Origin of the sequence: Rikenella microfusus DSM 15922 (assembly GCF_000427365.1) — a bacterium.
GTDB classification, from domain to species: domain Bacteria; phylum Bacteroidota; class Bacteroidia; order Bacteroidales; family Rikenellaceae; genus Rikenella; species Rikenella microfusus.
In genome coordinates this window covers 977,149-991,962 of record NZ_KE386488.1, presented here as the reverse complement: position 1 = coordinate 991,962, position 14,814 = coordinate 977,149, and the positions used below count along the sequence as shown (strand labels likewise).

The following is a 14,814-nucleotide window of genomic DNA, read 5'->3' as shown; positions in this document are numbered from 1 at the left end:
AAGAACGACTCCACACATGATCGAAGCGGAAGGGATATCGAAAACCCGGGGCGGCACCCCCGCCCTCGACGACGTGTCGCTGCACGTGCCTCAGGGCACCATACACGGACTGATCGGCGCCGACGGCGCCGGGAAAACCACCCTGTTCGACATCCTCGTCACCCTGCTGCGGGCGGACAAAGGCACCGCGGTCGTCGGCGGGTACGACACCGCGACCCGGTGGCGCGAAGTCCGGAAAACCGTCGGCTACATGCCCGCCGCCTTTTCGTTGTACGGCGACCTTTCCGTACGCGAGAACCTCGAATTTTTCGCCCGCATCTACCGGCAGCCCGTCGAAAACATCGTCTCGCTGGTCGGCGACATCTGGCGTCAGATAGAACCTTTCGCCGACCGGCCCGCCGCCAAACTGTCCGGCGGGATGAAACAGAAACTGGCTCTCTGCTGCGCCATGATCCACGACCCGGCGGTACTGATGCTCGACGAGCCGACCACCGGCGTCGATCCCACCTCGCGGAGCGAATTCTGGACGGCCCTGCGCGGACTCGCCGACCGGGGGAAGACCGTATTGGTCTCCACCTCGTACATGGACGAAGCCGCCAAATGCGACTGTATCACTCTGCTCCACCGCGGCACGGTGCTGGACACGCTGGCTCCCGGCCAGGTCGCCGGGCATTACCGGGGCACCTTGTACGAGATCGGAGCGGCCGACACGGCGCACAACACCCGGCTGCTGCGGCTACTGCGCGGATGGTCGCTCAGCGGCGGGTGCTACTCGTTCGGCGACCGGATCCACCTGGGCATGCCGCTGCCCGGCATACGGACGGAAACGGTGGTCAGTTACCTGCGCGGCCAGGGCACGGACACTTCGCTGATCTCGGTCTGTCCGGTGCGTCCGACGGTCGAAGACCTGTTCATACAACTCACCTCCGGCGCCGAAACCGAAGATTCACTGAAAGCGGACAATCCATGACTCAGGAAGGAAAGAATATCATCGTACAGCATCTCACCCGCCGGTTCGGAGATTTCACCGCCGTGGACGACCTGACGTTCGGAGTGGAGCGGGGCGAAGTGTTCGGCTTCCTCGGTGCCAACGGAGCGGGCAAGACTACCGCGATCCGGATGCTGTGCGGCCTGCTGAAACCGACTTCCGGCCGGGCCGAGGTCGCAGGATACGACGTGGCCCGCCGGCCGGAACAGGTCAAACGGCGCATCGGCTACATGAGCCAGCGGTTTTCGCTCTACGACGATCTGACCGTCGGCGAAAACCTGCAACTCTTCGGGACGATCTACGGGCTGAGGCGTGCCGCGCTGCGGGAACGGACGGAAGAGATGTACCGCAAACTGGAAATGGAACCGTTGAAGAACCAACTGGTGGGCGGCTTGCCGCCTGGCTGGAAACAGAAGATCGCCCTCTCGGCGGCGATGCTCCACCGGCCCGAAGTGCTCTTTCTGGACGAACCGACCGGCGGCGTCGATCCGCTGGGGCGGCGCCGGTTCTGGGAGTTGATCCTCGACGCGGCGGACGAGGGGACCACCATCCTGGTGACGACACACTACCTGGACGAAGCGCTCTACTGCAACCGGACGCTCATCATGGCCGACGGTCAGATGAAAGCGCTGGACAAGCCGCGCACGCTGATGCGGGAATACGGAGCAAGGGATATGGACGACCTGTTCGGAAAGCTGACCCGAAGCACGGCGGTACCGGACACAACCGCGAAGGAGGGCGAAGCATGAAAAACGGCAGTTTCTCGAGTTTCGTCGCCAAAGAGTGGCGGCATATCCTGCGCGAACGGCGGACGCTTGTCATGCTGTTCGCCATTCCGTTGGCGCTGGTGCTGCTATTCGGTTACGTGATCTCGACCGACATCGACCGCACGCCGATCGCGGTGCTGGATTCGTCGCACGGCGATCCGCTGACACGCCGACTGCTCCGGAAACTGACGGCAGCCGATCAGTTCCGTATCGTGGACGAGGTGCGGCGGGAGACGGATATCGACGCGGCTTTCAAGAAAGGCACGGTCAAGATGGTGGTCGTTATCCCGTCCGGGTTCGGTTCGGACGCCCGACGGTACGGGGGAGCGCAGGTACAGCTGGTGACCGACGCTTCCGACCTGAACGTCGCCACTACGATCATCGGCTACGCATCGGGCATCGTGGCCGACCTGAACGCGGAGCTGAACGCCGCGCAGGGTCTTTCGCCGGCCGCCGACGCCCCGCTGCGGATCAATGTGCGGATGATGTACAATCCGGAACTCAAATCGGCCTACATGTTCGTGCCGGGCGTGATCGCCATGATCGTCATGATCGTCGCGGCGATGATGACTTCGGTGACGCTGGCCCGGGAAAAGGAGACGGGCACGTTGCGGTTGCTGACGGTATCGCCGCTCAAGGCCCGGACGATCGTATTGGGCAAAGTGGTCCCCTATTTCGCGCTGACGGCGGTCAATACGGCGCTTATCATGCTGCTGGGTACGCTCGTCTTCGGAATGCCCTGTTACGGGAGCGTGTGGGGCGTGGCGTTGCTGTGCTCGCTGTTCATCCTGTCGGCCATCGGGTTGGGGATATTGATTTCATCGCTGGTCAAGACGCAACAGTCGGCCCTGACTTCGTCGCTGCTGGGGCTTCTGCTGCCGACGATGCTGCTGTCAGGCTTCATTTTTCCGCCGGCCAACATGCCCGTCGTGCTGCAATGGATATGCCAGGCCGTACCGGCGACATGGTTTATCGAAGGCGTCAAAGGACTGATGCTCAAGGGACAGCCGGTAACGGACGTATGGTTGCCGCTGACGGTATTGGGCGGAATGACGGTGTTGCTGATCGGATTGGCCCTGTGGATGTTCTCGCGCAGGGAGCGCCCGCAACCATAATCCGTTTCGGGGGCGGACGTGCGACCGGCTGCCATCCCGTTTCCCGAAAATCGGAAGAGCGGACTCCGATTCACCGCCCGGAGTCTGTTATTTTATCGGACGGACGGCGTCTGCCTGGTGAGAAAGACGACGGAACGAACGGAAGATTGTACGGGTAAACAGTACCGGGAACCGTTGCGCGGCTGAAAAACTGCATTTCAGTTTATTCCGCGGCAACGGACAGACCGGCCGTCTCCCTGTCGGGAGACCCGGTGCCGCCGGACGCTCCGATCCGGGACTTGCAGCCTCTACCCGTACTTCGACACCCTGTAAGAAGCCGGGAGTGTTTTTTAAACCTACGATTAATTGTCCGCGTAGCGGTCAGCCCGGAGCCACCCCCGGCGAAGGGTTGCAACACTCGCAAAGCTCGTTTGGCCCTCGCTGGCTCCGGGTTTTGCTTACCTGGATTAATCGTACGATCCTTATCGATTCGAAAAAATCGCCGGCTTGGGCGGTACCGCCGGGCACTCCGACCGGGAGTGGGCTCCGATGGAGTGGGCACAAAGTCGATAAGTCGTTCGATTAAAAATTCCCGCGCCAGCGGGCAGGCCGGGACTACTCCAAACTACGATTTCCCCTGAGGCGGCCGGGAGTGATAAATGGCTGTGCGGATTTTCGGAACTGTCCGTATTCGACCGGTTACCGTTATCGCCCGCCGGAGAAGCACAAGAGAGCCGGTACGTTTTCCGCTCCGCAAAGAATTTCCGTATGACCGATTATATCGAACGATTCGGACGCTATATGGAGGCCGAGCGACGCAGCTCGGCCTCTACCGTCGATATTTATACCCGCGACCTGCGCGGGTTCGAGGCTTACATGAGGGAGAGCGGAGGCGCACCGGACGGTATGCTGGAACCGGAGACAATCGGTCTGAAAGACGTACGCGGCTGGGTGATGCGCGAAGTGGAAACCGGAACCGCCGTCGGCAGCGTAAACCGAAAAATATCCACCCTGCGTTCCTTTTTCCGTTACCTGATGCGCGAAGGCGTGGTCACGAAAAATCCGGTGCATGACGTCAAAGCGTTGCGCAGCGGCCGCCGGTTGCCCGTTTTCGTCGAACAGAGCCGGATGGACCGGCTGGTCCGGGTATTGGAAGAACCCTCCGAAGAGTTCGCCGCCGAACGGGATGCGATGGTCGTACTGATGCTGTACGCCTGCGGGTTGAGGCGCTCGGAGCTGGCATCCCTGACGCTCGAAAGCCTCGACCTGGCCGGTCGTACCGTACGGGTGATGGGCAAAGGAGCCAAAGAGAGGCAAATTCCGCTGCTCCCAGATACGGCATCCCGTTTGGAACATTATTTGACGGTACGGGCACAGGAAAAGATTTGCGAAGGAGATGAAAATTGTTTATTTTTATCCAACAAAGGTAAAAGGCTTTCCGCAACGGGGGTCTATACGATCGTGAGAGGATGCCTGTCGTCGGCGGGAGTGCAGGGCAAACGTTCGCCGCATGTATTGCGGCATACGTTCGCTACCCATCTGATGCAGCACGGCGCTTCGGTCCGAATGGTACAGCAACTGCTGGGACACGCTTCGCTGGCCGCGACGCAGATATATACCCACAACACGATAGAATCCCTGAAAGAGACGTATAACCATGCCCATCCGAGGGCGCATTTAAACACTAAAGAAAAGTAAGGAGGAAAGGTATGAACATTCAGATTCAATCCGTGAAATTCGACGCAGACCAGAAATTGCTCGATTTCGTACAGCATAAAGTAGGTAAACTGGACCGCATGATCGACAACAGCACGGGGGCGGAAGTGACGCTCAGGCTGGACAAGGACGATACGGCGGGAAACAAAGTCGTGATGCTGAAACTGTCGGTGCCGGGCAACGAACTCGTGGCCGAACGCCGCAGCAAAACGTTCGAGGAGTCGGTGGACCTCTGCGTGGACGCCATCAAACGGCAGATCGAACGGTATAAGGAAAGGTAATGATATACGGCTTTATCGGATCATGATCTCCCCGAACGGTCCTGCGAAGCCTCCCGGCACAGAGGGCCGGGAGGCTTCTCCGAGGGAGGATGCCCGCAATAGATTGAAAATCGGGTGCACCTATAAGAGGGTAAAGTCGTATAAATTTACCTAAAGGAAAACGGAAGTATCCCTATTCGGCTTGTTCCGGTTTCCGGAAGGCTGTCTCGGTCGCAGGCAAGCTCGCAGGCGTGCAGGGGGACGCGTGCCGAGACATCGAAAGCCGGGAGCTAAATATATGAAGTACAAGCCTGAAAGGGATATTTCCGAAGAAAAATAAACCGGCCTTTATAGTTATATTGGTCTGTTCGGATGTGAGGAGAGAACCGTTCTTTCCGTAAATTTATGGACGGAAAAAACGGTTCTCTGCCGTTCGAGGACGAGTTACGGGACGAAAGGCCAACGATTCGTTATGGGATACCACGAACAGAAACAACGGTTGCTGGACAGCCGTTATATCCGTATGGCCCGCATTTGGGCCGAAAATTCCTACTGCGTGCGGCGGCAGGTGGGGGCGCTCATCGTGCGCGACAAGATGATTATTTCGGACGGTTACAACGGGACTCCGCAGGGGTTCGAAAACGTCTGCGAAGACGAAGCGACGGGGCTGACCAAACCGTATGTGCTGCACGCCGAAGCCAACGCGATCACCAAGGTGGCCAAATCGAACAACAGTTCGTTGGGGGCGACGCTTTATGTTACGGCGTCGCCGTGCATCGAGTGCGCGAAACTCATCATACAGGCCGGTATCCGGCGGGTAGTGTTCTGCGACGATTACCACTCGCGGGATGGAGTGGAGCTGCTGGAGCGGGCGGGGATCGAGGTCGTGCAGGTTGCCGAAAACGGCGATTGTCCGGTCGGGGATATTTCGGGAACGAAGTAATACCGGCCAATCGATTTGAAAAAGGAGAGGCGGGCCGTACGACAGGCCCGCCTCTGTTGTCTTCCGTATATGCTGCGGATCAGCGGAGTTTCTCGCTGTCGCGCACGAATTGTTCCAACCCTTTGTCGGTGAGCGGATGCCGCAGCAGTCCCAGTATCGCTTTGAGCGGACAGGTCGCCACGTCGGCGCCGACCTCCATACATTCGATGATGTGCCGCGTGTGGCGGATCGACGCGGCCAGCACTTGGCAGTCTTTGTCATAGCCGTAGGTTCCGAAAGTTTCCACAATGGAGGAGACCAGTCCGATGCCGTCTTCCGAGATGTCGTCGAGCCGGCCTACGAAGGGCGACACGTACGATGCGCCGGCTTTGGCTGCGAGCACGGCCTGTCCCACGGTGAATATCAGCGTACAGTTGGTGCGGATGCCGTGGTCGGCGAAGTACCGGATCGCCCGTATGCCGGCTTCGGTACAGGGCACTTTGACCACGATGTGCGGGTGCAGTGCTGCCAGTGCGGTACCCTCGGCGATCATCCCGTCGTAATCGGTACTCAGCACTTCGGCGCTCACGTCGCCGTCCACGATTTCGCAAATCCGACGATAATGGGCTTCGACGGCTTCCTGTCCTTCTATCCCTTCTCTGGCCATCAGGGAAGGGTTGGTCGTCACGCCGTCGATAATACCGAGCGCAGCCCCTTCCCGAATCTGTTCAAGATTGGCCGTATCCAAAAAAAACTTCATAGTCTGTAATTTTCGTTCGTTTATTTAGGTCACCGCTTGACTTCAATTAGTGGCAAGCGGAGCGAGCTGCAATAAGGCTGGGAGCGAGCAGCTGCGATTCGAAGAATCGCCGGGCCTGCCGCCAAGCGCCTTTGGCGCTTCCGCCCGTGGCGGCGGCCCGAATAAAGCAGGAACACCAACGATTACGAGCCGGAATCCAATACGCGTATTCGTGCCGGGCAAGGGGCTGTAACTACCCCTATCGCGGACATCCGTTAAGGCGCTGCAATCGCTCATTAGGAGGGTCCGGCGGTACCGTCCGGCCCGCACGGCTCGCTATACTCGCCGCCTAACTCGGCACAAAATAAATCCGGCAGTTAGTGTTTAGGTAAGTATATACGATTTTACCCAAAATCGGGTAACGATCTCCCTAAACGGCCCCGCGCCCAAGCCGCTCTGCGGCTTCGGGAGGTGGGCGCAGGCCGAAATATACTGAAAATCAAGCAATATAGGGTAAAGTTGTATATACTTACCAGTGTTTAAATCCGGTCAGCGTCCGCAGGGCCGTTTCGTTCGGCGACGCCCATTTGAGCGAGAGCATGCCGCCGTTATTCATATCGAAATACTCGACTCGTATTTTGTGCCAGCCCCCGGCCAGCGCCCGTTGCGCCGTCAGGCGCGTATCCCCGTGCGGTCCGTCGTTGTCGATCAGCCGCTCGTCGTCCACATAGAGCATCGAACCGTCGTTCGACGTCAGCGCGAACGTATAAACCCCGTCCGCAGGAATCTCCACATACCCTTCGTACACCAGCCCCAGCCAGCCCTCCAGCCCGGAAGGGACCCCCACGCTGTCCAGCGTATAATTCCGTACCACCTTCGCCTCCCCGATCTCCGCACACTTGCGGCCCTTGAACTCGCGGTAAACCATCCGGATGCCATCCTCCATTTTTTTCTCCGGCAAAGCCTGTGCCGGAGAATAGTCCTCCTTGCGGTATTCCGCCGTCTGCATCGCCCCCGCCGTACCGTCCGGGCGGAACGGGCGGAAAATGAATTTCGTCGATTCCGTTATCGTGATCGGGCCGGTATAAAGGGGCGATTCCGCATTCGGGAAACTGCCGTCCGTCGTGTACCTCACCCGTATGTTCGGCAGGATACACTTCGCTTCGACCACGGCCGTATCCACGAACACGTTGATATCGTTGAACCCGGTCAGGTCCGGAACCCGGTAATTGATGCCGCGGCGGTCGAAATAATCCGCCTGCGCCACGAAGCGCCTTTGGAAATCCTCCCAATCCTTGGCTTCCGGCTGTACCCAGGCTATTTCGCTGTGGGCCAGCAAACGCGGCAGTATCTGGTACTGCATGCGCCGCACGCTCGGAATCCGTTCGCACCACGTATTGGCCTGTATGCCCCGGATGTTCGCTTTTTGCTGCGGTGTCAGGTTCCAGTCCGCCCGATAAGTCGTCGGTTCGGTATCGTATATCCGTTTCAGATCGCGGGCCTGCTCCGCAAAGTCGAGGTAAAGCAGGAAATCCGGACAGACGATCACCTTGTTGCCCTGCGCGGTCGCCGTAACCACCGCTTTCGGCGCCCAGTCGCGCCACCAGGTGATCGTAGCCGTCGGCGAGAGTCCGCCGTCCACGATTTCGTCCCAGCCGATCAACTTCTTGCCGTTGGCGTTGAAATGGCGTTCCATGTCGTGCACGAACCACGCCTGAAGCTCGTTTTCATCCTTCAGTCCGTATTTTCCGATTCTTGCCTGACAATCCGGACACGCTTTCCAATTCGTCTTTTCGACTTCATCCGCCCCCAGGTGCACGTATTCATACGGAAATAATGAAAAGACCTCGCTGTACACGTTCTTGGCGAACATCAGCGCGGAGTCTTTTCCGGGGCACAGCGGCGACGAAAAACTCTCGCCCCAGCTCGACTCCCCGTTGCAGGTGATCCACGGGTAACCCTGCTGCGCCCCCATCAGGTGGCCCGGCATATCCAGTTCCGGAATCACGTCGATTCCGCGCGCGGCGGCGTAGGCCACCACCTCGCGAATCTCGTCCTGCGTGTAAAATCCGCCGTACAGCGTGTCCCCGTTTTCGATCCGGGTCAGCTCCTGCGGAATCAGCAGGTCGGGATTGTCTTCCTCGGCGGCCATCCGCATGCACTGCCGGTCGTTCTTGTCGAATTTGCGCCAGGCCCCTTTTTCTGTCAGCAACGGATACTGTTTGATCTCGATACGCCAACCCTGGTCGTCGGTCAGGTGCCAGTGGAATTTGTTGAGCTTGTAGATCGCCATCAGGTCGATGAAGTCTTTGACCTGATCGGCGGTATAGAAATGGCGGCTCACGTCGAGATGCGCCCCGCGCCAGTCGAATCGCGGAGCATCGGTAACGCTCACGTAAGGGATCCGGCTGTCTTTCGGATCGACCGGTACCAGCTGCCGCAGGGTGGCGATCCCCATCAGCACGCCGCGGGGAGTGGCTCCCTGAATGGCGATGCCGTTCTCGTCGACGGTCAGGGAGTAGGCTTCCGGATTGTCGTTCGTCAATCCGAGCCGCAGGTCGATATTCCCCTTCTTGCCGGATTGCGCGGGTTCGAGCTGGAGAGCCGAGGATGCTTCCAATGCTTCGGCCAGGTATCGGGCGGCAGGAGCCAGCGACGAGTCGGCGGAAACGGTCATACCGCTTTTGAGTTTGAATACGCCTTCTCCTTCGGCGATCGAGACGGGTTTCGGAATGACGCGGATCTGGGGAACGGGCGTCTGCTGCGTGCCGCATGAAACGGCGAGTATCGTTCCGCCGCACAACGCGGCGAATCTGGAGAATATGCTGACGGTCATCGGTTCGGGCGGTCTGGAATGATAATCGGTTATTCCTGAATGAGTTTTTCGATACGGTCCACGTATTCGAGCGAGTCGTCGATCGCGAAAGCGATCTCCGGTACGGTACGGAGCTGGTTCTTCACCCGTTTGCCGAGTTCGTAGCGGATCATCGACGTATTGTCTTTCAGGGTGCCAAGGGTCGCTGTCCCTTTGTCGAACGGGAATACGCTGAGGTATATTTTCGCAAAGGTCAGGTCGGGGCTGACGCGTACCTTCGATACGGTCACCATCGAACCCTGGACGAGGTGCCGCGCCTCTTTCAGGAAAATATCGCTGATGTCTTTCTGTATTTGTCTTCCGACTTTCTGCTGCCGGGTCGTCTCTTCTCTCTCCATCTCGTATGTCGTTTGTCGGTAAAGTTAATGAATATTTGCAGTTTCGCGGCAATTGCCGTCGGGTTTCGATCCGTCCGTTGCTGCGGGGCATGTTTTTCAGGCTGTTGCATCGGACCTCCGCCGGAAGGGGCCGCGGCCCGTGCGTGACTCCGTTTCCTTAATAATATCCGCTTGGAATACGCCCCTTTGTCAGGCCGTCGTCGGGGAGACTCCGGCCAATACATAACCGTATAGTTTCTATTTTCCGCGATTCTCAAAAATCGCCGGCTTTTGCGGTATCTCCGGACACTCCGATCGGGAGTTGGCTCCGATGAGGTGGGCGCAAAACGAAGGGTAAAGTATTTTAACCATACGGTTATTTTTCATTCGGGTCGGGCGCCCGGGAGGTCTCGGGTAGTTACAGTCCGGCTGGAGTGCCCAGCGGCACCGGGCCTCCCGCGGGGGAGGCCCGGCCCGCCCGCTGACGCGGAAACTTATTTTTAATTGTCCGCAGTAGCAGCCGGTCCGAACCGACGCAACAGCCGAGTGACATCGAACTTGTTCGTATGGCCAAGGCGCAGGGAAGAAGCCGGAAAGGCAACCCACCCCCAGCGAACCGACGCTGCCGGCGAGCGACATGGGGTTGGCTTCGCCTTCCTCCTCGCCGTTCGGCAGCGCTTAAGCCGGCTTGCACTGCTCTCACCGGCAGCGTCGGTTGCACGAATGGCCGAGCGGCGAGGAGGGAAACGAGCGAAGCGAAGTTAACGGTTGCAACACTCGCAAAATTCGGTCTGGCCTTCGCTGGCTCCGGGCGACACCGTAGGAATTAAATGTACGGTTAAAATACTTCATTTATCGGCTTCGCGCCCACCCCCGAAGCGGCAGAGCCGCTTGGGCGCGAAAGCCGGCGATTCTTTCGAATCGCATCAATAAAAATCGTCCGGTTAAAAATTTCCGCGCCTGCGGACTGACAGAAAGGGAGTCCTGCTCAGTAATCGCACGTTGGATGCTCGATTGTCCTCCAGCCGCATTTACTCCGAAACCATGCAACCTTTTCGGGCCGGCGCGGCATCGTTCTCCGATTCGGGCCGTATATACCTAGTTCCTATTTGTAAACCCCGCGTGCCGCGTCGTAGGCGATCCATGCCTGCACCAGCCGCAGGGCGTTCGTTTCGGCATTGATCCGGGCCTGCGCTTCGTTGTTGAATTCCGTCAGGTATTCCGAATCGGTGATGACGCCGCCTTTGAGCCGTGCCAGCGCCTGTTCCCTGACGGCGGTCCGCGCCGCCACGATCTGCGGGTCCAGCGCCGTCACCTCCTGCAGTTTTTCGATGTCCGTCCGGTATTGCGCCGTTTCGATCGAGACGTTCCGTTCGAAATCGCGCTGTTGCTGGTCGATGTCCCGGCTCATGATCCGGTTGGCCCGTTTCTCCTTTTGCGTGGCGTCCCAGCCGGTCAGCGGCAGGTTGAACCGTACTCCCCCGATGGCCATCGGAGCGAAGTCGCGGTCGAGAAAATTGTAACCCGGCCGGCCGTAGCCTCCGCTGGCGAAGAGCGAGAGTTTCGGGTTCGAACGGCTGTTCAGCAATTTGTCCTGCATGTCGAGCTGGTCGCGCTGCCGCGCGTACAGCCGCAATTCCGACCGTTGAGAGATGTCGTCGGCCGAAGGGCTGCCGGCCGGTACTTCCGGCACCTTCAGTTCCGTCGCCGCCGTGATGTCGAGACCCGTCAGGGAGTGGAGAGCTTCCGCCAGTTTGTCGCGCGTCCCTTGCAATTCGGCCCGCTCCTGTTCCAACTCCAGCATGCGTGCCGTGAGGGTCGCCCGGGTGGCTCCCGTGGCCGTTCCGTGGGCGATCTGCGCCGTTACGGTCTTGATGTCCGCGGCCAGCGTTTGCCGCATCAGATCGTTTACCGCCAATCGGCGGTCGGTCAGCAGGATGCCGAGATAGGTGTCGTTGATCCGGTCGCGCAGGCGGTCGAGCTGTACGTCCAGCGAAGCCGTTTCCGTTTTTTCTGCGGCCGCATTGACCCGTTTGGTGTTGCGCACGCTGTTCCCGCCGTAGATGACCTGGTTGAGGTCCACCGTCGCTTTGTATTGGTCGAGCGGCAGGTCGATCGCGATGGGCAGCGGCAGGTCGTCCGGGAACCGCACCGTTTCGTTCTGGTAGCTGGCCTGGGCGTTGATTTCCAGTTGCGGGACGAGGGCCGACGATGCCGCCTTGTCTTTGGCTTGCCTTTTTTCGCCGGCCAGCCCCTGCCGGACGGTGAGCGGCGAGCGGGCGACGGCCGCCTCGCGGCACCCTTCGAGGGTCAGCACGGAAGACTGTGCGGCCGCTCCGCCGACGGACAGCGACAGAATCAGGGCCGGAATCGCGATTTTTATCATAGAAACAAGGAATTCTAACGACAATGTTACGAAATCTGCAGGAGATTTCAAATTTAACATTAACTTTGGGAAACTCCGACAGCTTGTACGACTACTAACTCAAAACATTCAGGATAACCATGAAATTCAGATCCATGTCGCTCGTTTTGGCCGCTGTGCTGTTTTCCGTCGGCGGGACATATGCCCAGCGCGGGCGCACCGTTACCCCGTTCACGCCGCGCGTGACGGATTCCACGGGCAAGAAAGTCTACGTCCAGCCGCAGGAGGTGCGTAAAAGCCGTATCGCCATTACGTTCGGTTACGGGTATTCGCCCGTCACGTCGTACGACAGCTACGCCAACAAGCGGTTCCCTTTCGTAGAGAACAATTCGCCGGGCGCGACGGGGGTGCCCGACGGGCATATCACCGGTAATTTCGGTACCGTCAGCGTGGGGATCAACTACGAAATCACGCCGTGGCTGGAACTCAACGTGCCGTTCGTCTATTCTCACAACAAGGGGCGGCAGGAGTTCCGCGACATCGAGCAGAACGGCCAGAAGGACGACTGGTTCACGATACTGCCCAGCCTGCGCGTCAATTGGGTGCGGAACAACTGGCTGTCGGTCTATACGCGTGCCGGCGTGGGCTTCGGCCTGGGGAACCGTTGGGTATCGACCGACCAGGACCAGTCCGCCAAGGCGATTTTCGCTTACCAGGTTTCGCCCGTGGGGGTCGAAATGGGCAAAGGGAATTTTTGTTTCTTCGTCGAAGGGGGATACGGTTTTACCGGGGCGGTGACCGCCGGGATCAAACTCAAGGTCGGCAAAGTGCTCAAGGACGGCCGCACGAGTACCGGCCGCCATGTGAACTGGTACGACAAGTACCTCCACTGATACGCTCCGTGCCGGTGAAGGCCGGGCCGGGTCTGCCGCCCCCGCTTCCCGTTCGCGGAAGCGGGGGCGGCCCGTTTCCGTCTTTTTGTCCGGAAAAGAGACGGAACCGGATTTCCTGAAAAATAAATAAAAGAGTACCTTTGTTGCCTTAAATTTCTTTCCTGAAAATTATGGAATGGATCAATAACCTCTTTTTCGGCGGAGGCGTAGCCCACTCGATTCTGCTGATCGCGTTGGTGATCGCCGTGGGTATCGCCCTCGGCAAAATCCGGATAGCCGGCATCTCGCTGGGGATCACCTGGATCCTGTTCGTAGGTATCGCCCTGAGCCATTTCGGGATGCGGATCGACCCGTCGACCCTGCATTTCGTCAAGGAGTTCGGCCTCATACTGTTCGTCTATTCGATCGGTCTGCAAGTCGGTCCCAGTTTTTTCTCGTCGCTCAAGAAAGGCGGCCTGACGCTCAATATGCTGGCCTCGGCCATCGTGTTCCTTGGCGTGGGGATCGCCTATATCCTGCATGTGGCCACGGGCATACCGATTACCACCATGGTCGGGATTCTCTCCGGCGCCGTGACCAACACCCCGGGGCTGGGGGCCGCGCAACAGGCCTACAGCGACATGACGGGCATCAACGACCCCTCGATTCCGCTGGGTTATGCCGTAGCCTATCCGCTGGGGGTAATCGGCATCATCGTCTCGATCATGGCCATGCGTTTCTTTTTCCGCATCAAACTGGACAGGGAGGCTGCGGCCGCGAATCACGGCGACCATGACGACACGGGGGCGCAGCGTATTTCGATCGTGCTGGAGAATCCGGTTATCGCCGGACGCACCGTAGGCGACATTTCCGGTCTGATCGACCGCACGTTCGTCGTCTCGCGCGTGTGCCACCAGTCGGACGGGCGCACGGAGATCGCCAGCAACAGCACCGAACTGAACCTCGGCGACAAACTGTTCGTGATCGCCGCCCACAAGGACGAGGAGGCGCTGGTAGCCTTCCTCGGCCATAAGATCGACATGGATTTTTCGGAATGGGAGAAACTCGACAGCCAGTTCATCTCTCGGCGGGTGATGATCACCAAGCCCGAACTGAACGGAAAGCGGCTGGGCGACCTCAGGTTACGCAGCACATACGGCATCAATATCACGCGGGTGAACCGGGCCGGGGTCGATCTGGTGGCCAACCGCAACCTCCAGTTGCAGATGGGCGACCGCGTGACCCTGGTGGGTACCGAAACGGGCGTGGCCGAGGCGACGAAAGTGCTGGGCAACTCGATGCGCCGCCTGCGCGAACCGAACCTGATTCCGATTTTCGTGGGTATCTTTCTGGGGGTTTTGCTGGGAAGTATCCCGATCATGCTGCCGGGTATCCCGCAGCCGCTGAAACTGGGGCTGGCCGGCGGGCCGCTGATCGTTTCGATCCTGATCAGCCGTTTCGGACCGCAGTACAAAGTGGTGACCTATACGACGATGAGCGCCAACCTGATGCTGCGCGAAATCGGCATCGCCCTGTTCCTGGCGGGCGTGGGACTGGGTGCCGGCGAAGGTTTCGTGGAGACGATCGTGGACGGCGGCGGTTACAAATGGATCGGCTACGGGGTCATCATTACGATGGTGCCGCTGTTGCTGGTCGGCGTGGTCGGACGGCTGTTCTACAAGATCAATTATTTCACGCTGGCGGGCCTGCTGGCCGGGAGTATGACCGACCCGCCCGCGCTGGCCTATTCGAATGCCGTGGCGGGCAACGACCTGCCGGCGGTGGGATATGCCACGGTCTATCCGCTGACGATGTTCCTGCGTATCCTGACGGCGCAGCTGCTGATCCTTTTCGCTGCGGCGTAGAAGGGAGCGTAGAGAGGGGGGGAGAAGGAGTGGG

Annotated in this window: 11 protein-coding genes and 1 pseudogene; 8 read left to right on the top strand and 4 right to left on the bottom strand. The window is 59.2% G+C overall.

Annotated features, from left to right (window positions below; translation table 11 throughout):
• The first annotated feature begins 16 nt into the window (after positions 1–16).
• The 6 genes and pseudogenes from RIKMI_RS13135 to RIKMI_RS0105265 all read left to right on the top strand — a co-directional run bounded on the left by RIKMI_RS13135 (position 17) and on the right by RIKMI_RS0105265 (position 5,768).
• A complete protein-coding gene (locus tag RIKMI_RS13135; protein WP_037291554.1) occupies positions 17–970 on the top strand; it encodes an ABC transporter ATP-binding protein in 954 nt (317 codons plus the stop codon).
• Between the two features lie 17 nt (positions 971–987).
• A pseudogene (locus tag RIKMI_RS13130) lies at positions 988–1,737 on the top strand (ABC transporter ATP-binding protein); the annotation flags it as partial.
• Positions 1,734–2,870 carry an ABC transporter permease gene (locus tag RIKMI_RS0105280; RefSeq protein ID WP_027290747.1) on the top strand — a complete coding sequence of 379 codons (1,137 nt, stop codon included), beginning with the start codon at positions 1,734–1,736 and terminating at the stop codon, positions 2,868–2,870. The pseudogene RIKMI_RS13130 and the gene RIKMI_RS0105280, both read left to right, overlap by 4 nt.
• A 747-nt stretch (positions 2,871–3,617) precedes the next feature.
• Positions 3,618–4,547 carry a tyrosine-type recombinase/integrase gene (locus RIKMI_RS0105275; protein ID WP_027290746.1) on the top strand — a complete coding sequence of 310 codons (930 nt, stop codon included), beginning with the start codon at positions 3,618–3,620 and terminating at the stop codon, positions 4,545–4,547.
• Positions 4,548–4,558: 11 nt separating this feature from the next.
• On the top strand, positions 4,559–4,846 hold the full coding sequence (locus RIKMI_RS0105270; RefSeq protein ID WP_027290745.1) for an HPF/RaiA family ribosome-associated protein: 288 nt from the start codon (positions 4,559–4,561) through the stop codon (positions 4,844–4,846).
• A gap of 451 nt (positions 4,847–5,297) precedes the next feature.
• Complete coding sequence (locus RIKMI_RS0105265; protein ID WP_027290744.1) at positions 5,298–5,768, top strand: deoxycytidylate deaminase; 471 nt, start codon at positions 5,298–5,300, stop codon at positions 5,766–5,768.
• 79 nt (positions 5,769–5,847) lie between these two features.
• On the opposite strand, the gene fsa is transcribed toward RIKMI_RS0105265, so the two are convergent.
• From fsa to RIKMI_RS0105245, 4 genes are all read right to left on the bottom strand, one after another.
• Positions 5,848–6,507, bottom strand: coding sequence for a fructose-6-phosphate aldolase (gene fsa / locus RIKMI_RS0105260; RefSeq protein WP_027290743.1), 660 nt, complete (start codon positions 6,505–6,507; stop codon positions 5,848–5,850).
• A gap of 508 nt (positions 6,508–7,015) precedes the next feature.
• A complete protein-coding gene (locus tag RIKMI_RS13125; protein WP_084135186.1) occupies positions 7,016–9,322 on the bottom strand; it encodes a family 20 glycosylhydrolase in 2,307 nt (768 codons plus the stop codon).
• Positions 9,323–9,351: 29 nt separating this feature from the next.
• The gene (gene rbfA, locus RIKMI_RS13120) at positions 9,352–9,699 is read right to left on the bottom strand and encodes a 30S ribosome-binding factor RbfA (protein ID WP_037291551.1); all 348 of its coding nucleotides are present in this window, start codon (positions 9,697–9,699) and stop codon (positions 9,352–9,354) included.
• A gap of 1,084 nt (positions 9,700–10,783) precedes the next feature.
• Complete coding sequence (locus tag RIKMI_RS0105245) at positions 10,784–12,064, bottom strand: TolC family protein (protein WP_027290742.1); 1,281 nt, start codon at positions 12,062–12,064, stop codon at positions 10,784–10,786.
• 119 nt (positions 12,065–12,183) lie between these two features.
• Here RIKMI_RS0105245 and RIKMI_RS0105240 point away from each other — a divergent pair, with 119 nt between their 5' ends.
• Complete coding sequence (locus RIKMI_RS0105240; protein ID WP_027290741.1) at positions 12,184–12,936, top strand: porin family protein; 753 nt, start codon at positions 12,184–12,186, stop codon at positions 12,934–12,936.
• Positions 12,937–13,106: 170 nt separating this feature from the next.
• Positions 13,107–14,780 (top strand): putative transporter, encoded by a 1,674-nt coding sequence (locus tag RIKMI_RS0105235; RefSeq protein WP_027290740.1) that lies wholly within the window; start codon positions 13,107–13,109, stop codon positions 14,778–14,780.
• The last annotated feature ends 34 nt before the right edge of the window (positions 14,781–14,814 follow it).

What these genes read in the sequence shown, in the direction of transcription:
- RIKMI_RS13135 (WP_037291554.1), top strand. Translation starts at nt 17, where the DNA reads ATGATCGAAGCGGAAGGGATATCGAAAACCCGGGGCGGCACCCCCGCC.
- RIKMI_RS0105280 (WP_027290747.1), top strand. Translation starts at nt 1,734, where the DNA reads ATGAAAAACGGCAGTTTCTCGAGTTTCGTCGCCAAAGAGTGGCGGCAT.
- RIKMI_RS0105275 (WP_027290746.1), top strand. Translation starts at nt 3,618, where the DNA reads ATGACCGATTATATCGAACGATTCGGACGCTATATGGAGGCCGAGCGA.
- RIKMI_RS0105270 (WP_027290745.1), top strand. Translation starts at nt 4,559, where the DNA reads ATGAACATTCAGATTCAATCCGTGAAATTCGACGCAGACCAGAAATTG.
- RIKMI_RS0105265 (WP_027290744.1), top strand. Translation starts at nt 5,298, where the DNA reads ATGGGATACCACGAACAGAAACAACGGTTGCTGGACAGCCGTTATATC.
- fsa (WP_027290743.1), bottom strand. Translation starts at nt 6,507, where the DNA reads ATGAAGTTTTTTTTGGATACGGCCAATCTTGAACAGATTCGGGAAGGG.
- RIKMI_RS13125 (WP_084135186.1), bottom strand. Translation starts at nt 9,322, where the DNA reads ATGACCGTCAGCATATTCTCCAGATTCGCCGCGTTGTGCGGCGGAACG.
- rbfA (WP_037291551.1), bottom strand. Translation starts at nt 9,699, where the DNA reads ATGGAGAGAGAAGAGACGACCCGGCAGCAGAAAGTCGGAAGACAAATA.
- RIKMI_RS0105245 (WP_027290742.1), bottom strand. Translation starts at nt 12,064, where the DNA reads ATGATAAAAATCGCGATTCCGGCCCTGATTCTGTCGCTGTCCGTCGGC.
- RIKMI_RS0105240 (WP_027290741.1), top strand. Translation starts at nt 12,184, where the DNA reads ATGAAATTCAGATCCATGTCGCTCGTTTTGGCCGCTGTGCTGTTTTCC.
- RIKMI_RS0105235 (WP_027290740.1), top strand. Translation starts at nt 13,107, where the DNA reads ATGGAATGGATCAATAACCTCTTTTTCGGCGGAGGCGTAGCCCACTCG.